The sequence below is a fragment of the Bradyrhizobium sp. 956_D2_N1_4 genome (assembly GCF_052076025.1).
In the GTDB taxonomy this organism is placed as follows: domain Bacteria; phylum Pseudomonadota; class Alphaproteobacteria; order Rhizobiales; family Xanthobacteraceae; genus Bradyrhizobium; species Bradyrhizobium barranii.
In genome coordinates, this window is record NZ_CP197237.1 from 3,839,544 (window position 1) to 3,859,435 (window position 19,892).

The following is a 19,892-nucleotide window of genomic DNA, read 5'->3' on the forward strand; positions in this document are numbered from 1 at the left end:
ATCGATAATCGCGGCTAATTCCGGCAAAATTTTATCGAATGTGGCGCTACCAGCGCACCAGCGCGGAGCCCCAGGTGAAGCCGCCGCCCATCGCCTCCAGCAGAACCATGTCGCCGCGCTTGATGCGGCCGTCCTTGCGCGCCACCGACAGCGCCAGCGGGATCGAGGCCGCCGAGGTGTTGCCGTGGCGGTCCACCGTCAGCACCACCTTCTCCGGCGCGATGTGGAGCTTGTGGGCGGAGGCGTCGATGATTCGCTTGTTGGCCTGGTGCGGCACAAACCAGTCGATGCTGTCGGCATTGAGCCCGGTGGTCTGGAAGGCGTCGACGATCACGTCGGTGATCATGCCGACCGCGTGCTTGAAGACCTCGCGGCCCTCCATGCGCAGATGGCCGACGGTCTGGGTCGAGGACGGACCGCCGTCGACGAACAGCTTTGCCTTGTGGCGGCCGTCGGAGCGCAGGTGAGTGGTCACGACGCCGCGGTCGGTCGCGGCATTGCCCGGCTGCTCCTGTGCCTCCAGCACCACCGCGCCGGCACCGTCGCCGAACAGCACGCAGGTGCCGCGATCATTCCAGTCGAGGATGCGCGAGAAGGTCTCGGCGCCGATCACCAGCGCGCGCTTGAAGGCGCCGGTGCGCAGGAAATTGTCGGCGGTGGCGAGCGCGAACACGAAGCCCGAGCACACCGCCTGGAGATCGAACGCCGCGCCATGGTTGATGCCGAGCGCGTGTTGCACCGCGACCGCGGTTGCGGGGAAGGTGTTGTCAGGCGTCGAGGTCGCAAGCACGATCAGCTCGATCGACTGCGCGTCCACGCCGGCGTCGCTGAGCGCAGCCTGCGCCGCCTTGATCGCCAGATGCGAGGTGAACTCGCCCTCGGCCGCGATATGCCGCTCGCGAATGCCGGTGCGCTGCACGATCCATTCGTCGGACGTGTCGATGCGCGCCGCCAGCTGGGCGTTGGTCACCACCTGCTCCGGCAAATAAGAGCCGCAGCCCAGCACGACCGAACGAATTTGAGTCACGAAACAGCCTCCTGCGCGGTCTGCACGGAACTAAGTGCACCACCCTCGCGGTTGAGCATCTGATTGATCTTGTTCAGGAGATCGTAGTGAGCCATCTCATAGCCAACATCGATCGCATAGGCAAAGCCTTCGGAGCTGATTCCACCATGGCTCTTGACCACGATCCCGTTCAATCCAAGGAACACGCCGCCGTTGGACTTGTTCGGGTCCATCTTGTCCCGCAGGGCCTTGAAGGCGCTGCGCGCCAAGAGGTAGCCGAGCTTGGACAGCCAGCTCCGCTGCATCTCGTTGCGGAGTAATTCCGCCATCTGCCGTGCGGTTCCCTCGGCGGCCTTGAGCGCGATATTGCCGCTGAAGCCTTCGGTGACGATGACGTCGGCCAGCCCTTTGCCGATACCATCCCCCTCGACGAAGCCGAGATAATCGAGCTCCGGCAGGTTCACCGCACGCAGCCTGTCCCCGGCCTCGCGGATCTCCTCGTGCCCCTTGATCTCCTCGGTCCCGATATTGAGCAGGCCGACCGTGGGCCGGGGCTTGTCGAACAGGACGCTCGCCATCGCGGCGCCCATGACGGCGAGCGACACCAGATGGTGTGCGTCGCCACCGATGGCGGCACCGAGGTCGAGCACGACCGATTCGCCGCGCTTGGTCGGCCATACCCCGGCAATCGCCGGGCGGTCGATGCCCGGCAGCGTGCGCAGGTGGAAGCGCGACATCGCCATCAGCGCGCCGGTATTCCCGGCGGAGATCACGACATCCGCTTCGCCCTTCTTCACCGCGTCGATGGCGAGCCACATCGAGGATGTCTTGCGGCCGCGCCGCAGTGCCTGGCTCGGCTTATCATGCATGGCGACGGCGACGTCGGTATGGATGATCTTCGAAGCGGCCTTGAGGGCGGGATGCTTCTCGAGCTCGGGCTCGATCTTGGCGCGGTCCCCGACCAGCAGGAATTCGATCTCGCGATGCCTGTGAAGCGAGATGGCGGCGCCTGGAATGACCACGGCGGCGCCGACGTCGCCCCCCATGGCGTCAAGCGCGATGCGAACCTTGCTTGGCATAAAAGTCCTGGAAACCTGGTCTGGTGCGGTCTTGAACGAGCGGTGCCGCAAAATGGGTCCGCCATGGACATGGCGACCGGTCAGGCGCCACGCGGCGCCCGGACCGGGGCGCGACAATAGCGTTTTGTTATCCCGAAACAACCTCTTGCCCCCAGCCTTTTGCATTCGGGGCGACCCGCGGGCGGCGGCGAAAATTCACAATAAGCGCATTGAAATCAAACAGATATAAGCTCCTTTCAAAGCATCCGGACAGGCATCTCACGCCCCCCGCAAAGCGATCCCCACCGGGAATGCCCAGCTATTTGCCTTTCTTCTTGTCCTGGAGCGCCTTCAGCGCCGCGAACGGATGGTCCTCGGGGTCCAGCGCGGTGACCTCGGCCTCGAACTTGACGCCCGGCTTGCGCGGATAGGGATCGACCGCCAGGAACAGGGCATCGGTGGCAATCCGGCCGAGATCGATGATGCCGTTCACGATTGCCTCCGGCGGATCGATCACCTCCGGCGGCTCCGCGTCGTCCTGCCCCTCCTCGATCAGGTCGGCCATCTTCCGAACCTCGGCTTCCGGGGCAAACACCAGGTCGACGTCTTCCTCGATCTCGCTCTCGATCGGATCGAGGGTGACGACGCAGGTCTGGCCGATCCGGGCGCGGACGTGCCCCGTAACCTGGATCCGGCCGCCGCTCTTGGGGACGACCTCGAAAGCAGCCTGGGCGGAGAGCACCTCCCGCAAGCCGCCGACCTCGGCGATGGCCTGCAGTTCGGCGACTGAAGCCTCGAGCTTGCGGTGCAGGCCGGTGTCGGGGATCTGCGCGACGATGACGGGGGACCGCCAGGGATCGGGTCTGGATTCGGCGTTCGGTCGGCTCATCGGGTGATGTCCTCAGTGAGCGCTGGGGGATACTTGAAGGATGCGCACAGCAGCGTGGCCTCGTCGGTCCGGCCGAGATCGGCCTCGGTGGCCCGGGCGTAGGCCGCGAGCCGCCGCGCCTGGTCCATGCCGGTCCCATTCAGGATATTCTTGCAGATGGCGGCTGCCAGCGCCTCGCCGCCGCCTTCGATGGCCTGGTCATAGGCCTGGACGCGGCCGTAAAACGCCTCGCCGAAGGCCCGCATCCGCTTCGGCACGGTCTGGTCGCCTATCCCCATCTCGCGCAGATTGTCGTCCATATCCTCGCAGAAACGGTCGAACAGCGCCTGCGACAGCTCCGTGGCGCCTTGGCCCTGGTTGGCGCCTTGGTTGACGCTCTGGACCGTGCGCAGGCGTCGCAGCAGCAGCCAGAGATGCAGCAGCAACAGATCGAAACGCCCGTTAACCGTATCGGGCACGCCCAAGTCGCGGTAAAATATGGGTTCTCGCGCCTGCGTCACGATCATGCCATAGATGGCTTCAATGGTGCCGCGCGGGGCTTGCCGGGGTTTCCTGAAGTGATTGAACGGCCAAACCATTGTGGGTTCCGCAAGCGGGCGTGCGCGTGTTGCAATTGCAGTCTCCGCCCGGTACTTCAGCGCCTCGCGCGACGCAAGGGGACGGAATCAGTTCCACGATGACGATAACGAACCAGACCAGCCTGCGCGCCAACAAGCCGCGCGGCCTTCATGCACGCTGGCGCGGTTTGCGCATGCTCGCGGCCGTCGCCCTGGTCGGCGCCGCCCTTGCCGGCTGCACCGGCGAGCAGTTCCAGAAGGGTTACATCCTGCCGCCCGGCGCGCTGGAGCAGATTCCGATCGGCGCGAGCCAGGACCAGGTGCTGATCGTGATGGGCACCCCCTCCACGGTCGCAACCCTCGACGGCGAGGTGTTTTACTACATCTCGCAGCGCTCGGAGCGGATGGTCGCCTTCATGAACCAGAAGGTGGTCGACCAGCGCGTCATCGCGGTCTATTTCGACAAGAATCGGCGCGTGCGCCGGCTGGCGAATTACGGCCTTCAGGACGGCAAGATCTTCGACTTCATCAGCCGGACCACGGCGACGTCGGGTCAGGAGATGAACTACCTCACGCCGCTGTTCAAGCTGCTCAGCTTTAACTGAGTCTTCAGCCTGCGGCGTCGTGCCGCCCTCCGCGCGGCACTTGCCGTCGCGTGCGGCTTGCCGTTGCGCGCCCGGTTCCATACGCTCCCTGCAAAACAAGAAGCAGGGAGTGGATTCGTGCCCAAGACTTTGTTGTCCCGCCGTCGCGTGCTCGCCGGTGCTGCCGGCCTCTCGGCCGCAGCGATCCTGCCGCGATCGAGCCTGGCGGACTGGAAGCCCACTGAAAACGTCCGCATCATCGTGCCGGCCGCGGCCGGCGGCTCGACCGACGTCATGGGCCGGCTGCTGGCCGCGCATCTGCAGACCGCCTGGGGCCAGTCGGCGGTCGTGGAGAACCGCTCCGGCGGCGGCGGTACGATCGGCACGGCCGAGGCCGTCCGCGCCAAGCCTGACGGCCACACCATCCTGATCGGCAACCCCGGGCCGAACGCGATCGCCTACAGCATCTTCAAGAACCTCACCTACAAGCCGGACCAGCTCCAGCCGGTCTCCAACATGATCCGGATCCCGAACATCGTCTCAGCGCATCCGAAGACCGGCATCAAGTCGGTCGCCGAGCTGATCGCATATCTGAAGACCAACCCGGACAAGCTCAGCTACGCCTCGTCCGGCGTCGGCCAGAGCCCTCACCTCACCGGCGCCTGGTTTCTCCAGCTCACCGGACTGAAGATGACGCACATCCCGTTCCGCGGCGCGGGCCCCGCGCTCCAGGCCGCGCTGGCCGGCGACATCCAGATCCTGTTCGACAATCTCTATCCGAGCCTGCCGCAGGTGCAGAACGGCACCCTCACCGGCCTCTGCGTCACCACGACCGACCGTAGCGACCTCGCGCCGAACCTGCCGACCATGCGCGAGAGCGCGCCGGAGCTGGCCAATTTCGACGTGTCGTCGTGGTTCTCGGTGTTCCTGCCGAAGGGTGTGCAGCCCGCCGTGCTGGAAGCGCTCAATCTTCAAGTCAAGGCGATGCTGGAGCGCGACGACATCAAGAAGAACATCGCCGCCATGGGCGCCCGCGCCGACTACGGCACGCCGCAGCAGTTCGCCGACTTCGTGGACGCCGAGACGAAGAAGTTCGCCGGCATCATCCAGAAGGAAGGCCTGCAGATGGACGTGCAGTAGGCACCACATCCGTCATTGCGAGCGCAGCGAAGCAATCCAGACTTTCGCCGCGGGAAGATTCTGGATTGCTTCGCTACGCTCGCAATGACGTGGTGAGAGCCTCCAGCCCATCAAACAAAAACCCCGCGGCTCGCGCCGCGGGGTTTTGTCGTGTGTCGCTTGCGCCGTTCAGTGCGCGAGGATCGCCAGCAGCAGCAAGGCCACGATGTTGGTGATCTTGATCATCGGGTTCACGGCCGGTCCCGCCGTGTCCTTGTAGGGATCGCCGACGGTGTCGCCGGTCACCGCCGACTTGTGGGCATCACTGCCCTTGCCGCCGAAGTGACCGTCCTCGATGTACTTCTTGGCGTTGTCCCAGGCGCCGCCGCCCGAGGTCATGGAGATCGCGACGAACAGGCCCGTCACGATCACGCCGAGCAACATCGCGCCCACCGCGGAGAACGCAGCCGACTTGCCGGCCGGGCCGCCACCCGCGATCGCATAGATCACGAAGTAGACGAAGATCGGCGACAGCACCGGCAGCAGCGAGGGGATGATCATCTCCTTGATCGCCGCTTTGGTCAGCAGGTCGACCGCCTTGCCGTAATCCGGCTTGTCGGTGCCCTGCATGATGCCCGGCTTTTCGCGGAACTGCCGGCGCACCTCCTCGACGATCGCGCTTGCCGCGCGACCGACCGCAGTCATGCCCATCGCGCCGAACAGATACGGCAAGAGGCCGCCGAACAGCAGGCCGACAACCACGTAGGGGTTGTTGAGCGAGAAGTCCGGATTGACGCCGGCGAAGTACGGATGGTGCGCGGAGTCCGCAACGAAGAACTTGAGGTCCTGGTTGTAGGCCGCGAACAGCACGAGGGCACCGAGACCGGCGGAACCGATCGCGTAGCCCTTCGTCACCGCCTTGGTGGTGTTGCCGACCGCATCGAGCGCGTCGGTCGACTTGCGCACCTCCTTCGGCAGGCCCGCCATCTCGGCGATGCCGCCGGCGTTGTCGGTGACCGGGCCGAAGGCGTCGAGGGCGACGACCATGCCGGCCAGCGCCAGCATGGTGGCCGTCGCGATCGCGATGCCGAACAGGCCCGCCAGGCTGTAGGTGACCAGGATGCCGGCGATGATGACGATCGCGGGCAGCGCGGTCGCTTCCATCGAGACGGCGAGACCCTGGATCACGTTGGTGCCGTGACCGGTCACCGACGCCTGGGCGATCGACTTCACCGGCCGATAGTCGGTGCCGGTGTAGTATTCGGTGATCCAGATGATCAGCGCGGTGACGACGAGGCCGACGATGCCGCATTGGAACAGCGACATGCCGGTGTAGTCGACGCCGTCGAGCTTGCCGAAGCCGATCAGATAGTAGATCACGCCAGCGATTCCGATCAGCGACAGGATGCCGGTTGCGATCAGGCCCTTGTAGAGGGCGCCCATGATCGACTGGCTCGGCCCGAGCTTCACGAAGAAGGTGCCGATGATCGAGGTGATGATGCAGATGCCGCCGATGGCGAGCGGCAGCGTCATCATGTTCATGAGGATCGGCGTCTTGGCGAAGAAAATCGCCGCGAGCACCATGGTGGCGACCGCAGTCACCGCATAGGTCTCGAACAGGTCGGCGGCCATGCCGGCGCAGTCGCCGACGTTGTCACCGACGTTGTCGGCGATGGTGGCCGGGTTGCGCGGATCGTCCTCGGGGATGCCGGCCTCGACCTTGCCGACGAGGTCGCCGCCGACGTCCGCACCCTTGGTGAAGATGCCGCCGCCGAGACGGGCGAAGATCGAGATCAGCGAGGCACCGAAGCCGAGCGCCACCAGGGCGTCGACCACGAGACGGCTATCAGGCGCCAGTTTCAGCGAGTGCACCAGGAAGCCGAAATAGAGGGTCACGCCGAGCAGCGCGAGACCCGCCACCAGCATGCCCGTGATGGCGCCTGCCTTGAAGGCGAGCTCGAGGCCGCCGGCAAGCGACGTGGTCGCTGCCTGGGCGGTGCGCACATTGGCGCGAACCGAGACGTTCATGCCGATGAAGCCGGCCGCCCCCGACAGGACGGCGCCGATCAAGAAGCCGATGCCGACGTAGAGACCAAGGAAATAGACAAGCAGGACGAAGATGACGACGCCGACAATACCGATCGTCGTATACTGGCGCCGCAGATACGCCTGTGCGCCTTCAGCGACTGCGCCTGCAATTTCCTGCATGCGCGGTGACCCCGCATCCGCACTCAACACCGAAGACGTCGCCCAGATCGCGTAGACGATGGAAAGCACTCCGCAGAGCACTATCAACCATAATGCTGTCATGTGATTTTTGCCTCAGATCCTTGATGTACGTACCCCCGGCGCCTTTTGTTTTTCCGTCATGCGGTGGGCGCCCTTATGTTGAACAGGGCCGCCCCTTGCACGAAGGTGTGGCCCTGGTCGGTCACAAGCTTGCCAAAATCAAATTGAGGGTGCAACGCCGGATGAGGTCGAAAAAGCCGATCTCGGCAAGTATTTAGGCCAATTCTGGTGCGTTTGACCGACGGCTTGACGCAACTCCGCGAGGCGCCTCTCCGAAACCGGCGAGGCTTGGCCGCGGCCACGCCTATGCGGCCGACCTCACGGGATGGCGAGACGCTGCCGCCAGTTCCAAGGTCTGCCCGTCGGCTGTCGTGCGTCGGTTGAAGATCTTGACGTCGTAGACGCTGCCATTGGGGCCAGCCTCCAGCGTCACCGAAACGGCCTGCTCGGGCTTGAGGACGCCGAGCGGCACATCCTGGTCGGGCAGGATGAGCGTCGCCTGCTCATTGACCAACACCACGACAAGATGGCCTTTCGCCATGTTGGCCTTCGACAACCCGCGCAACTGGCCGTGATAAGGCTCCCGGGTCCAGGCCGATGGCAGGCCGGGATCGACCACGACATGGATGTTGTTAGTCCCGGGATGCAAGGTGAGCACCATCTTCGACTGATCCGGCTTCCATTGCATGGACATCGACGGCATGGTTTTCCAGAGACAATTGAACGCGGCGCACTCGTCCGGCAGATTGTCGTGGATCGTGCAACCCCGGCCGGGCTTGCAATGCGAGCACCATTTGCCAGCGGCCTTGCCGAGCTCGACCACGTTGTAGACCTTGCAACAGAGCGTGCAGCTTCCGCACTCCCTCCCGGGAACAATCTGCGCCTCGTTCAAACCCGCAACGGCCGCCGTCATCGAATCAAATCCATTGGCTGCATTCGCACCAACGGTTCGGATACATCTACTTGCTTTCGTCGGGGTTGCGGCAAGCGGCGACCGGCAAATCCGGACAGATCGGGCTTGAGGCGAGTCGAATTCAGAAGTGGCTGTAGGACAGGCGCTTCAAGGTCAGTTCCTGACCCTGCCCGTCCAGGAAGCGCGGCTGCTCGCGGCCCGCGACGATCGTGCCGATTGCTGTGACGGCCACGCCTGCCGCCCGCCCCGCGGAGATCAGCGCATCGCTCTCGGCTGGTGGTACCGTGCACAGCACCTCGTAATCGTCGCCGCCGGCAAGCAGCGTCTCAACGCAAATAGCGTTGCGCGCGATCAGGCCGGCCGCAGCAGCCGAGAGCGGCACGTTCGCGACGTCAACCGTGGCCGAGACGCCCGACGCTGCACAGAGTTTCGCCAGATCGCCGGCGAGCCCGTCGGAGACATCCATCGCGGCCGTCGCGTGGTCACGCACGGCCTGCGCCAGCACATTGCGCGGCTGCGGCACGCGATAGCGTGAGACCAGCACCTCCTTCGCTTGCGGTTCGGACGCGAGCGCCCCGGCCGCGGCGCCGCCTGTGAGCACGTCGAGGCCGAGCGCGGCGTCGCCGATCGTTCCCGTTACCAGGATGCGGTCGCCCGGCCGCGCGCCGGTACGGCCGACCATCCGTCCCTTCGGCACGCGGCCAAAGGCGGTGATCGAGATCATCTGCGGCCCCGGCGTCGACACCGTGTCGCCGCCAAGCAGCGGGCACGCGAAAGCCCTGCTGTCCTCGCCGAGCGCATCGGCGAACGGCCTGAGCCAGGCATCCTCCTTGCTGCGCAGCGCCAGCGTCAGCACGAAGCCGGCGGGCGCCGCGCCCTTGGCGGCGAGATCCGACAGGTTCACCCGCAGCGCCTTGCGCGCGATGGTGTCGGGCGGATCGGTGGCGAGATAATGCACGCCTTCGACGACGGCGTCGGTGGTGACGACGATGTCGTCGCCGGACGAGGACAGCACCGCGGCATCATCGACCAGCCCGAACGCGCCGGGGTCAGTCGCCAGCGGCTTGAAATAGCGCGCGATGAGGGAGTCTTCGGCGGAGGGGTTTTGAGAGTCTGCCATCGGCCTTAGCCACACCCAATGCTGTCATCGCCCGGCAAAAGCGCGAAGCGTGTCTTCAAAGAAGACACCGGGCGATCCAGTATTCCAGAGACGGTCGTGTCAAATCGATAGGCCGCGGCGTACTGGATCACCCGCCTTCGCGGGTGATGGCAGCGGAGTATGGGGCAGCCGCATCGCATCTCTTCACCGCCCTCGTGGATAACTACCCCCGCCCGAACTCGTCGCCGCGGAACTGGCGGCCGATCTGGTCGAGCACGGCGTTGACCATGCCGGTCTCCTCGCGGTCGACGAATGCATTCGCAACGTCGACATATTCTGACACGACGACGCGGCCCGGCACGTCCTTGCGATGCTGGAGCTCATAGGCCCCTGCCCGCAGCACCGCGCGCAGGATGGCCTCGATCCGCTTCAGCGGCCAGCCCTTCGACAGCGCCTCGTCGATCAGGGGATCGAGCATCTTCTGGTCGCGCACGACGCCGGAGACCACGTCGCGAAAGAAGGCCGCTTCGGCCGGCAGGTAAGTATCGCCCTCGACCTCGTTGCCGAGCCAGTGGCTCTCGAACTCCGCAAAGATGTCGTTGATGCCGGCGCCGGCGATGTCCATCTGATACAGGGCCTGGACGGCCGCGAGCCGCGCCGCACCGCGCCGGTTCGCTTTCTTCTCGGTGCCGGCCGGCGGCTTTTTGCTGTGATCGGCCATGATCAAGCCCGCGCCAGCCGGCGCTTGATGCGCAGCATCGCAAGCGCGGCGCGCGCGGCATCGCCGCCCTTGTTGAGCTCGCTGGCGCGCGCCCGCGCCCAGGCCTGCGCCTCGGTGTTAACGGTAAGGATGCCGTTGCCCAGCGGCAGCTTTCGCAAAACCGCAAGATCCATCAGCGCGCGCGAGGATTCCTGCGAGACGATCTCGAAATGGATGGTGTCGCCACGGATCACGCAGCCGAGCGCGATCACCGCGTCATAGGGCTTGCCGTTCGCCGCCGCGGCATCGATCGCGATGGCGACCGCCGCCGGGATTTCCAGCGCGCCGGGAACCGTGATGACGTCATGCGTCAGACCGGCCGCCTTCAGCTCGGTCACCGCGCCGTCCAGAAGCGCATCCTGGAGATCGTCATAGAACCGCGCCTCGACAATCAGCGCGCGTGCGCCGGAAATGTCGGTCTGGTCCTTCAGGGGTGCGCGTCGCGCGTCTGCCATCGTCTAAATCCGTTCTACAGAGGTCGGCGCTATGTAGTCGCCGGACGCATGTAAGCCAAGTTCAAAAGACACTGTCATTCCGGGGGCGATGCGAAGCATCAAGCCCGGAATCTCGAGATTCCCCGGCGCGCAATTGCGCACCTGTGGTCTGGTCCTTCGGACCATCCCGGAATGACGGCTCAGCCGTCACTTCATTTCCGTCAGCCGCGCGGCATAGCGGGCCATCAGGTCGACCTCGATATTGACCTCGGCGCCCGCTTTCCAGCCGCCGATCGTCGTGACCGTCAGCGTATGCGGGATGATCAGCACCGAAAAGGTCACGTCTCTCACCGTATTGACCGTCAGGGACACGCCGTCGAGCGTGATCGAGCCCTTGGTGGCGATGAAGCGCGCGAGCTCCCGCGTGGTCGAGAGCTCGAACCGCGCCATATCAGGCAGGTCCTCGCGACTGACGAGGGTGGCGACACCGTCGGCGTGGCCGGCGACGATATGGCCGCCGAGCTCGTCGCCTATCTTGAGCGCGCGCTCGAGATTGAGCCTCGTGCCGACCTTCCAGTGCCTTGCAGTCGTCAGCGCCAGCGTCTCGGCGGCGGCATCGACGTCGAACCAGGTTCTGCCGCCTTCGACGCCGGAAGCAACCACCGTCAGGCAGACGCCGTTGCAGGCGATCGAGGCGCCGTCGGCGATGGTGGTCTGATCGTAGCGGCAAGCGATGCGCAGCCTGTGCAACTGGCCCTGCGCTGTCGGCGTAAAGCCGACGATCTCGCCGATATCGGTGACAATGCCAGTGAACATTACGCGCGCTCGTAGATGGTGAGAGTATCCTTGCCGAATGTCTCGCTAGCATGAACCTTATAGGCCTGCGACTGCGTGATTTTCGACAGGGGCAATGCATCGAGCGCATCGACGCCGCCCGGGCCGACCCCTTCCGCTCCGCGGAACAGCCAGATCTCGTCGGCGAGGTCGGCCGCGACGAAGGACGCCGCGACACGGCTGCCGCCCTCGACCATCAGCCGCGTGATGCCTTTCTCCGCCAGCACATGCAGCACGGCCGAAAGATCAAGCCCGGAAGCGTTTCCTGGTGGTACGCGGATGATCTGAGCGCCGGCCGCTCCGAGCCGCGTGGCGGCGGCGGCTTCCGCAAGCTCGGAGCCGATCACCCAGAGCGGCGTCTCCCGCGCGGAACGACCAAGCTGGCTCGCGGCCGAAATGCGCAGATTCTGGTCGAGCACGACGCGTATGGGAGAACGCGCTTCCATGCCCGGCAGGCGACAGTTGAGCTGCGGATCATCCGCCAGCACCGTGCCGATGCCGACCAGGATGGCGTCGCTCTGTGCGCGGAGCAGATGCACGCGATTGCGCACGGCCTCGCCCGTGATCGCAAGCGGCTTGCCGCCAGCCGCACCGATCTTGCCGTCAGGCGAGACCGCGAGCTTCAGGATCACATGCGGGCGCTTGTCACGGATTCGGCGAAAATGCCCGGCGTGGTCGAACGCGGCCTCTGCCGCGCACAGACCCACCTCCACCGCGATGCCGGCCGCGCGCAAGCGCGCATGACCCTGGCCCGCGACTTCCGGATTGGGATCCTCGATCGCCGCGACCACCCGCGTGATGCCGGCGGCGATCACCGCGTCTGCGCAAGGCGGCGACTTGCCGAAATGCGAGCACGGCTCCAGCGTGACATAGAGGGTGGCGCCTCGCGCGGCCTCGCCGGCCCGCCGCAGCGCTTCGGGCTCGCCATGCGGTCGCCCGCCTGGCTGCGTCCAGCCGCGGCCGATGATGACCCCGTCTTTCACGATGACAGCGCCCACGGCAGGATTGGGCCAGGTGCGCCCCTGCCCGCGCTTGCCGAGCGCCAGCGCCAGCTGCATGAAGCGGCGATCAGCGTCCTTGGACTCGCGGGCCTTCTGCGCGAACTGATCCTCCAGGATCCGGAAGATCATTTGCGGATCGCGGCGAGCCGCGCTTCCTCCTCACCGGAGAGCTCGCCGAGCACGTCGGCGAAATCCTTGGCCTCGCGGAAATTGCGATAGACCGAGGCAAAGCGCACATAGGCGACGTCGTCGAGCGTGCGCAGATGCTCCATCACGGTCTCACCGATCACCTCGGAGGAGATCTCGGCCTCGCCGCCGGTCTCGAGCTCGCGGACGATGGTGGAGACCATCTTCTCGACCCGCTCCGGCTCGACCTGCCGCTTGCGCAAGGAGATCGACACCGAGCGCATCAGCTTGTCGCGGTCGAACGGCACGCGGCGGCCGTTGCGCTTGATCACCGTGAGCTCGCGCAACTGCACGCGCTCGAAGGTGGTGAAGCGGAAATTGCAGGCGACACACACGCGCCGCCTGCGGATCACGGAAGAATCCTCGGTCGGACGCGAGTCCTTTACCTGCGTATCGAGACTGTTGCAGTTCGGGCAGCGCATCCGTTTACCCTAGACCTTACTGATAGATCGGGAACCGATCGGTGAGCGCCTTGACCCGTTCCTTGATCGCGGCTTCGACCAGCGGCGCCTTGCCGTCGTCGGACTGCGCGATCGCGTTGAGGACCTCGGCGATCATGCCGCCGACCTGCTGGAACTCGGCGACGCCGAAACCACGGGTCGTCGCCGCCGGGGTGCCGAGACGCAGGCCCGAGGTGACGAAGGGCTTTTCGGGGTCGAACGGAATGCCGTTCTTGTTGCAGGTGATGGCGGCGCGGACCAGCGCCTTCTCCGAGACGTTGCCCTTCAGGCCCTTCGGCCTGAGGTCGACCAGCATCAGATGGTTATCGGTGCCGCCGGAGACAATATCGAACCCGTGGCTCTTCATCGCCTCGGCCAGCGCCTTGGCGTTCTCGACGACGTTCTTCGCATAGATCTTGAAGTCCGGACGCAGCGCCTCGCCGAAGGCGACCGCCTTCGCCGCGATCACATGCATCAGGGGGCCACCCTGCAGGCCCGGGAAGATCGCCGAGTTGAGCTTCTTGGCGAGCGCCTCGTCGTTCGAGAGGATCAGGCCGCCGCGCGGACCGCGCAGCGACTTGTGCGTGGTGGTGGTGGTGACGTGGGCATACGGCACGGGCGAGGCATGCACGCCGCCGGCGACGAGACCGGCGAAGTGCGCCATGTCGACCAGGAGGTACGCGCCGACGCTGTCCGCGATCTCGCGAAAACGCTTGAAGTCCCAGGCGCGCGAATAGGCCGAGCCGCCGGCGACGATCAGCTTGGGCTTGACCTCTTCGGCCTGCTTGGCGACCGCGTCCATGTCGATGATCTGGTCCTCGCGGCGCACGGTGTAGTGCGCCGCTTTGAACCACTTGCCGCTCATGTTGACGGGCGAGCCGTGTGTGAGATGGCCACCGGCCGCGAGGTCGAGGCCCATGAAGGTATCGCCGGGCTGCAGCAGCGCCAGAAACACCGCCTGGTTCATCTGGCTGCCGGAGTTCGGCTGCACATTGGCGAAGTTGGCGCCGAACAGCTTCTTGGCGCGATCAATCGCGAGGTTCTCGGCGACGTCGACCCACTCACAACCGCCATAGTAGCGCGCGCCCGGATAACCCTCTGCGTACTTGTTGGTCATCACCGAACCCTGCGCTTCCAGCACGGCACGGCTGACGATGTTCTCGGAGGCGATCAGCTCGACCTCATGGCGCTGCCGGCCGAGCTCGCCCTTGATGGCGGCGGCGATTTCCGGGTCGGCCTGGTCGAGCGAGGCGGTGAAAAACGAGTCGGGCGCGGAGGCGGTTCTGGCTGAGGTCATCTTGCGAATATCTCCACCGCCGCAGCCTTTTGGCGGGCTACGGGCGGTCTGGTGTGGCGATCGGAAGCGGCGAGCGCGATCTACCACATCACCCGCCCCCGGCCAAGTATTTGCGGGTCGAGAGCGAGAATTATGCCAGATATGGTGGGGATTGAAGGATCCGGGCGAGAGGACGGCTGCTTGAACCGTCCGCCCCGGTCAGTCCTGAAGGGTCCGATTTGGACCTTAAAATCCGTGCCGATGCGGGCCGGACCTGCCCCTACAGCCCGGTATACCCCGCCTTCACGGGATCGACGCTGCCGTCGAGCTGGCGCAGATAGGTCAGTCCGCACACCGTCAACCTGTGGGTGTCCTTCTCGCCGGCTTCCATCAACGTATTGAGGTAGTTCGTGACCTTGGCCCGTGCCTCCGCGCTCGCCGCGGACGTGCGGTTCGCGAGCAGGTCATAAGTCTGCATGATCCGGTCGATGGCAGCTTCCATATCACCCTCTGGTTCTGTCGAATTTTGGGAGTTTTGATCAGGCAACCGCGCGGGCTCCGGACTGGGCCTCGAACCGGCCAATGGCCTTGTTGGCGAGCCTGATCTTGTTCAATTCGCCGTGCTGGAGCAGCTTGATGATGATCTCGAGCAGGCTTTCGTTGGTGACCAGCGTGTCGGGAATCGCGCCGGAGCGGCGGAGGTAGTTGGCTGCGATGGCATAGGCGTCGCTCACGAGTTCGACGTTCATTGCCTGAAGCCCGCGCTCGACCAGCATCGCATCCTCCGATCCGCAGTAACAACTGCGGTGCGGGGAACTGGTTCCGCCTGGCCGGCAATTATTTCGCAGTCGCGAAACGACAAAACGCACCGGTCCGGGGCAGAGCCGGGCCGGCGCGCTTGGGGAGGTCAGGCACGTTCGGGAGGCTTGCCGGTCTTGTTATGGGCCGGCTTGGCCAAGTCCCGTCGCAAAGAACTCAGAGACGATACAGGATCTGGTCGGTCCAGAACCGCTCGAGGCGGTGCAGCGACTTGTTGAGGGTCGAGAACTCCTCGCCCGAGATGCCGCCGACCTGCTCCACCGTCTTGACGTGCTTCTGGTAGAGGGAGTCGACGATGCGGCGGACTTCCTGGCCCTGCGGGGTCAGGCGGATGCGCACCGAGCGGCGATCGACGCGCGAGCGCTGATGATCGAGGAAGCCGAGCTCGACGAGCTTCTTCAGATTGTAGGAGACGTTGGAGCCGAGATAGTAACCGCGCGTGCGCAGCTCGCCCGCGGTCAGCTCCTTGTCGCCGATGTTGTAGAGCAGGAGCGCCTGGACCGAGTTGATGTCCGCACGGCCGCGGCGATCGAATTCATCCTTGATGACGTCGAGGAGCCGGCGATGCAGCCGCTCCACCAGAGTCAAAGCTTCCAGATAGAGCGACTGCACCGAACCCTGCTGGCCGGAGACGCGCTCTGCGGTATCTGCCGCAGTTGCGACGGCTTTCATCATGACACTTCCCCTGTTGTCGTTTTTATCGACACTCATTCGACGAAACTTTTGCTCCGTCTGATAGGTGCAACTTAAGGGGGGCGTTTGAAGATCGGCTTAAATAAGAGAATAAAGAGATCATGAATTTAAGACAGTGAATTGCGGATTAAGCCTGTGTCACAAGGGCTTTTCGCAACCGTCTGTTGACCCTCGCAAGGTCCTGTTCACCCTCCGTCCGCCACCTCTGTCGCATTCCAGTACAGGGCCGCCCCGTTTCGAAACGGGCGCGTAAGAGCTGTGGCGGAACGCACGGAGTCAATGAAAAGTTACCTCGAATTTTAGGCAACCAACGGTCAACCAAGCCACGACTTTGGAAATGCCGCTCTCGTGTCCCGGACAAGCGCAGCGAAGCGGAGCGCAGAGCCGGGACCCAGAAGCCGCAAACGAGATCGTGGAGAGCTGGGCCCCGGCTCAGCAGCGCATCACTGCGTGCTGCGCTGCGTCCGGGGCACGAGAGAGTGTGAGTGTGCGTTGAAATCGCAAGCGCGCTACGGCGGCCGCTCGCGCGCGGCCATCCAGGCGAGCGCGAGATAGGCGGCGAGCATGAAGGCTTCGACACCGACGACGATCAGGCTGCCGCCGTAGATGCCCGGGAACATCAGTTCGATCACCGCCATCGACACCACGGTCGTCAGCCACACCACCGCGCCCCAGGGCGTCGCAAGCCAGAGGCCGACCGCGGCAACGAGCTCGATCACGGCGAAATAGACCGTGGCGGCCTGCCAGGCCATCGACTGGTTCTCGAACGCCTCGTCCTCACCGCCGACGAAGCCGGTGACCTGGGCCCAGTGATAGAGGCCCTTCAGAATCGACAGCAGCGCCATCACGCGCAGGAACAGCACGAGCCGGCGCGTCCAGACATTGTCGTCGGACTCGGGGCGCTCCGACGAGATCGCCGCCACCGACATCGCGTTGTCTCTGGCGTTGTCTCTGGCGGCGTCCCTGGCACTGGCGCCGTCGCGGGCCGCATCGCGGGTGGAGATTTCGGACATGGTCCCCTTCTGGCTGCTTCGCCCCGCAAAATCAATCGGCTGCCCGATTGACCTCAATTTTGCCTTGCGGCAGGTCAAGCCGCGGTGACGGGAACCATGCGAGCTGGTATAAGAATAATTCCAGCCGGAGGAAGAATGATGGCGATCAAATACGGACGTCCGATCGAATTGCGCGAGGTTTCGCGCCGGGATGGCGCCAGTGCCTCCCCTGCCCTCGATCTGGCCGTCCGCCCGCGCCGCAACCGCAAGGCCGAATGGGCCCGGCGCATGGTGCGCGAGAACGTGCTGACCACCGACGATCTGATCTGGCCGCTGTTCCTGATCGACGGCAACAACAAGCGCGAGCAGATCGCCTCGATGCCGGGCGTCGACCGCCTCAGCGTCGACCAGGCCGTGCGCGAGGCCGAGCGCGCCATGAAGCTCACCATCCCCTGCCTCGCGCTGTTTCCCTACACCGACCCGTCCCTGCGCGACGAGGAAGGCTCCGAGGCGACCAATCCGAACAACCTGGTCTGCCAGGCGGTGCGCGCGATCAAGAAGGAGTTTCCTGACATCGGCATCCTCTGCGACGTCGCGCTCGATCCCTTCACCAGCCACGGCCATGACGGCCTGATCTCCGACGGCAAGATTTTGAACGACGAGACGGTCGCGGTGCTGGTGCGTCAGGCGCTGGTCCAGGCCGAAGCCGGCTGCGACATCATCGCGCCCTCCGACATGATGGACGGCCGCGTCGCCGCGATCCGCGAGGGGCTGGACCGCTCTGGCCTGCTCGACGTGCAGATCATGGCCTATGCGGCCAAATACGCCTCCGCCTTCTACGGCCCGTTCCGCGACGCCATCGGTTCGGCCAAGACGCTGACCGGCGACAAGCGCACCTACCAGATGGACAGCGCCAACACCGACGAGGCGCTGCGCGAGGTCGATCTCGACATCTCCGAGGGCGCCGACATGGTGATGGTGAAGCCCGGCATGCCCTATCTCGACGTGGTCCGGCGCGTGAAGGACACCTTTGCGATGCCGACCTTCGCCTACCAGGTCTCCGGCGAATACGCGATGATCGCAGCCGCCGCCAACAATGGCTGGCTCGACGGCGAGCGCGCAATGATGGAGAGCCTGTTGGCGTTCAAGCGTGCCGGCGCCGACGGCGTGCTCAGCTATTTTGCGCCGAAGGTGGCGGAGAAGCTGCGGAGCCAAACGTAAGGTATCGCGGGGTGGGCCAAGCGGCTTGTCCGCCGTAGCTCGAAGAGCGAAGGCGGAAGCGTGCCCACCATGCCAGCTAGCGATCGCGGAACGATGGTGGGCACGGCGCTAACGCGCCTTTGCCCACCCTACGACGCCTTCCCTGAACGACAGCGGTAACAGCCCCGCCCCCGAATTGCCGGAATATTTCGGCTTGTTGACGCCCGCACGCCCTTGGCACGGGGATGACTTGCTCCCATGTCCTGCCACGGGAGTTTCCCTTGGGAGAACGGACTATGTCGTATTCGGACTCGCGCAATGCCTGGCGCAATGACGGCGCCATGCAACCGCACGCCTTCGATCCCTATCTGCACCCGGAATTGTTCCGTGGCGTGGCAACGCGGCGGGCGTTCGCGTTCCTGATCGACATGGTCGTGATCTCCGTTCCCGTGATCCTCGGCTACATCTTCATCGCGCTGTTCGGCATCGTCACGCTCGGCATCGGCTGGGCGCTGTTCTGGCTGGCCTGGCCGGCCTCCGTTGTTTGGGCGATCGTCTATTACGGTGCCTGCATCGGCGGTCCGTCGTCCGCGACGATCGGCATGCGCCTGATGGATCTGGAGTTGCGCACCTGGTACGGCGCGCCCGGCTATTTCGTGCTCGGCGCCACCCATGCCGTGCTGTTCTGGGTGACGGTCTCGTTCCTGACACCTTTCGTGGTGCTGGTTGGGCTGTTCAACGGCCGCCGGCGCCTGCTGCATGATGTCGTGCTGGGAACGGTCGTGATCAACAATTCCGTCCGCGCGCCTGTGCCGCAGGCGGCAAGGACCTACTGAGAGCCTGATGATCAAGAACCTATCAACCAGGACCGACTAAACTGACTGATCTGACCTGCCGAGTAGACCGATTGACCGGGGGCCTTCGTAGCGCGATGTTAATGCCCACTTTGGAGGCCCACGACGTCCCTTGACCCAGCACTCGCGCGACACCCCCCAATTTTACCTCACGGCGCCCTCTCCCTGCCCGTATCTGCCGGGCCGGCATGAGCGCAAGGTGTTTACGCACCTCGTGGGGGAGCGCGCAGGTGACCTCAACGACCTCCTGACCCATGGCGGGTTCCGCCGCAGCCAGTCGATCGCCTACCGGCCGGCCTGTGACCAGTGCCGCGCCTGCGTCTCCGTCCGGGTGGTCGCCAACGAATTCCGCCCCTCCCGGAACTTCCGCAAGGTGATCGCGCGCAACGCCGACATCATCGGCGAGCAGCGCAGTGCGGTGCCGACCTCCGAGCAATATTCGGTGTTCCGCGCCTATCTCGACTCCCGCCACCGCCATGGCGGCATGGCCGACATGACCGTGCTCGACTACGCCATGATGGTCGAGGACAGCCATGTCGAGACCCGCATCATCGAGTACCGCAAGCGCGGCCCCGACAGCGGCATCACCGGCCGCGGTGAGGAGCTGATCGCGGTGGCGCTGACCGATGTGCTCAGCGACGGCCTGTCGATGGTCTATTCGTTCTTCGAGCCGAGCCAGGTCAGCCGGTCGATGGGCACCTTCATGATCCTCGACCATATCGCACGGGCGCGACGTCAGGGCCTGCCCTACGTCTACCTCGGCTACTGGATCGAAGGCTCCAAGAAGATGGACTACAAGGCCCGCTTCCTGCCGCAGCAGCGCCTCGCGCCGTCAGGCTGGCTGCGCATCGATGCGCAAGGTGACGCGACGTCAGAGCCGCAGGATTAA

At 65.0% G+C, this 19,892-nt stretch carries 22 protein-coding genes; 5 read left to right on the forward strand and 17 right to left on the reverse strand.

Annotated elements, in window-relative coordinates:
• Positions 1-46: 46 nt before the first annotated feature.
• The 4 genes from AB7535_RS18035 to AB7535_RS18050 all read right to left on the reverse strand — a co-directional run bounded on the left by AB7535_RS18035 (position 47) and on the right by AB7535_RS18050 (position 3,531).
• Positions 47-1,027 (reverse strand): beta-ketoacyl-ACP synthase III, encoded by a 981-nt coding sequence (locus AB7535_RS18035; RefSeq protein ID WP_038957963.1) that lies wholly within the window; start codon positions 1,025-1,027, stop codon positions 47-49.
• Positions 1,024-2,085, reverse strand: coding sequence for a phosphate acyltransferase PlsX (gene plsX / locus AB7535_RS18040; RefSeq protein ID WP_063982863.1), 1,062 nt, complete (start codon positions 2,083-2,085; stop codon positions 1,024-1,026). The genes AB7535_RS18035 and plsX overlap by 4 nt, the downstream gene beginning before the upstream one ends.
• Before the next feature lie 298 nt (positions 2,086-2,383).
• On the reverse strand, positions 2,384-2,953 hold the full coding sequence (locus AB7535_RS18045; protein ID WP_135215689.1) for a YceD family protein: 570 nt from the start codon (positions 2,951-2,953) through the stop codon (positions 2,384-2,386).
• Positions 2,950-3,531 carry a ubiquinol-cytochrome C chaperone family protein gene (locus tag AB7535_RS18050; protein ID WP_354124271.1) on the reverse strand — a complete coding sequence of 194 codons (582 nt, stop codon included), beginning with the start codon at positions 3,529-3,531 and terminating at the stop codon, positions 2,950-2,952. Before AB7535_RS18050 ends, AB7535_RS18045 begins: the two co-directional genes overlap by 4 nt.
• A 98-nt stretch (positions 3,532-3,629) precedes the next feature.
• Between AB7535_RS18050 and AB7535_RS18055 the strand changes: the two genes are divergently transcribed.
• Both AB7535_RS18055 and AB7535_RS18060 read left to right on the forward strand, forming a co-directional pair.
• Positions 3,630-4,115 (forward strand): outer membrane protein assembly factor BamE, encoded by a 486-nt coding sequence (locus AB7535_RS18055; RefSeq protein WP_028152489.1) that lies wholly within the window; start codon positions 3,630-3,632, stop codon positions 4,113-4,115.
• A 117-nt stretch (positions 4,116-4,232) separates the two neighbouring features.
• Positions 4,233-5,234, forward strand: a complete 1,002-nt coding sequence (locus AB7535_RS18060; protein ID WP_039147814.1) for a Bug family tripartite tricarboxylate transporter substrate binding protein — start codon at positions 4,233-4,235, stop codon at positions 5,232-5,234.
• A 168-nt stretch (positions 5,235-5,402) separates the two neighbouring features.
• Here AB7535_RS18060 and AB7535_RS18065 read toward each other — a convergent pair whose 3' ends face one another.
• From AB7535_RS18065 to AB7535_RS18125, 13 genes are all read right to left on the reverse strand, one after another.
• On the reverse strand, positions 5,403-7,523 hold the full coding sequence (locus AB7535_RS18065) for a sodium-translocating pyrophosphatase (protein WP_071913231.1): 2,121 nt from the start codon (positions 7,521-7,523) through the stop codon (positions 5,403-5,405).
• A gap of 283 nt (positions 7,524-7,806) precedes the next feature.
• On the reverse strand, positions 7,807-8,415 hold the full coding sequence (locus tag AB7535_RS18070) for a hypothetical protein (RefSeq protein ID WP_135215692.1): 609 nt from the start codon (positions 8,413-8,415) through the stop codon (positions 7,807-7,809).
• A 121-nt stretch (positions 8,416-8,536) separates the two neighbouring features.
• Complete coding sequence (gene thiL, locus AB7535_RS18075; RefSeq protein ID WP_354114335.1) at positions 8,537-9,535, reverse strand: thiamine-phosphate kinase; 999 nt, start codon at positions 9,533-9,535, stop codon at positions 8,537-8,539.
• A 202-nt stretch (positions 9,536-9,737) separates the two neighbouring features.
• Positions 9,738-10,235: a transcription antitermination factor NusB gene (nusB, locus tag AB7535_RS18080; RefSeq protein ID WP_063982855.1), complete on the reverse strand. Its 498-nt coding sequence runs from the start codon at positions 10,233-10,235 to the stop codon at positions 9,738-9,740.
• A 2-nt stretch (positions 10,236-10,237) separates the two neighbouring features.
• Complete coding sequence (gene ribH, locus AB7535_RS18085) at positions 10,238-10,729, reverse strand: 6,7-dimethyl-8-ribityllumazine synthase (RefSeq protein WP_063982854.1); 492 nt, start codon at positions 10,727-10,729, stop codon at positions 10,238-10,240.
• 186 nt (positions 10,730-10,915) lie between these two features.
• Positions 10,916-11,524 (reverse strand): riboflavin synthase, encoded by a 609-nt coding sequence (locus tag AB7535_RS18090; RefSeq protein ID WP_028152495.1) that lies wholly within the window; start codon positions 11,522-11,524, stop codon positions 10,916-10,918.
• Positions 11,524-12,672, reverse strand: coding sequence for a bifunctional diaminohydroxyphosphoribosylaminopyrimidine deaminase/5-amino-6-(5-phosphoribosylamino)uracil reductase RibD (gene ribD, locus AB7535_RS18095; protein WP_135215695.1), 1,149 nt, complete (start codon positions 12,670-12,672; stop codon positions 11,524-11,526). Before ribD ends, AB7535_RS18090 begins: the two co-directional genes overlap by 1 nt.
• The gene (gene nrdR / locus AB7535_RS18100) at positions 12,669-13,151 is read right to left on the reverse strand and encodes a transcriptional regulator NrdR (RefSeq protein ID WP_007603426.1); all 483 of its coding nucleotides are present in this window, start codon (positions 13,149-13,151) and stop codon (positions 12,669-12,671) included. The genes ribD and nrdR overlap by 4 nt, the downstream gene beginning before the upstream one ends.
• Positions 13,152-13,167: 16 nt before the next feature.
• Positions 13,168-14,466 carry a serine hydroxymethyltransferase gene (gene glyA / locus AB7535_RS18105; protein WP_028152497.1) on the reverse strand — a complete coding sequence of 433 codons (1,299 nt, stop codon included), beginning with the start codon at positions 14,464-14,466 and terminating at the stop codon, positions 13,168-13,170.
• A 259-nt stretch (positions 14,467-14,725) separates the two neighbouring features.
• Positions 14,726-14,947: a hypothetical protein gene (locus tag AB7535_RS18110; RefSeq protein WP_008131709.1), complete on the reverse strand. Its 222-nt coding sequence runs from the start codon at positions 14,945-14,947 to the stop codon at positions 14,726-14,728.
• A gap of 37 nt (positions 14,948-14,984) precedes the next feature.
• The gene (locus AB7535_RS18115; protein ID WP_028152498.1) at positions 14,985-15,221 is read right to left on the reverse strand and encodes a hypothetical protein; all 237 of its coding nucleotides are present in this window, start codon (positions 15,219-15,221) and stop codon (positions 14,985-14,987) included.
• A gap of 199 nt (positions 15,222-15,420) precedes the next feature.
• Entirely contained in the window at positions 15,421-15,939 is a 519-nt protein-coding gene (ldtR, locus tag AB7535_RS18120) for a transcriptional regulator LdtR (protein ID WP_011087797.1), read from the reverse strand.
• A 527-nt stretch (positions 15,940-16,466) separates the two neighbouring features.
• Complete coding sequence (locus tag AB7535_RS18125; RefSeq protein WP_028155097.1) at positions 16,467-16,970, reverse strand: DUF6163 family protein; 504 nt, start codon at positions 16,968-16,970, stop codon at positions 16,467-16,469.
• Positions 16,971-17,108: 138 nt separating this feature from the next.
• Here AB7535_RS18125 and hemB point away from each other — a divergent pair, with 138 nt between their 5' ends.
• The 3 genes from hemB to AB7535_RS18140 all read left to right on the forward strand — a co-directional run bounded on the left by hemB (position 17,109) and on the right by AB7535_RS18140 (position 19,892).
• Positions 17,109-18,170: a porphobilinogen synthase gene (hemB, locus tag AB7535_RS18130; RefSeq protein WP_063986325.1), complete on the forward strand. Its 1,062-nt coding sequence runs from the start codon at positions 17,109-17,111 to the stop codon at positions 18,168-18,170.
• A gap of 275 nt (positions 18,171-18,445) precedes the next feature.
• Positions 18,446-18,985: an RDD family protein gene (locus AB7535_RS18135; RefSeq protein ID WP_135215696.1), complete on the forward strand. Its 540-nt coding sequence runs from the start codon at positions 18,446-18,448 to the stop codon at positions 18,983-18,985.
• Between the two features lie 130 nt (positions 18,986-19,115).
• Positions 19,116-19,892, forward strand: a complete 777-nt coding sequence (locus AB7535_RS18140) for an arginyltransferase (RefSeq protein WP_014494765.1) — start codon at positions 19,116-19,118, stop codon at positions 19,890-19,892.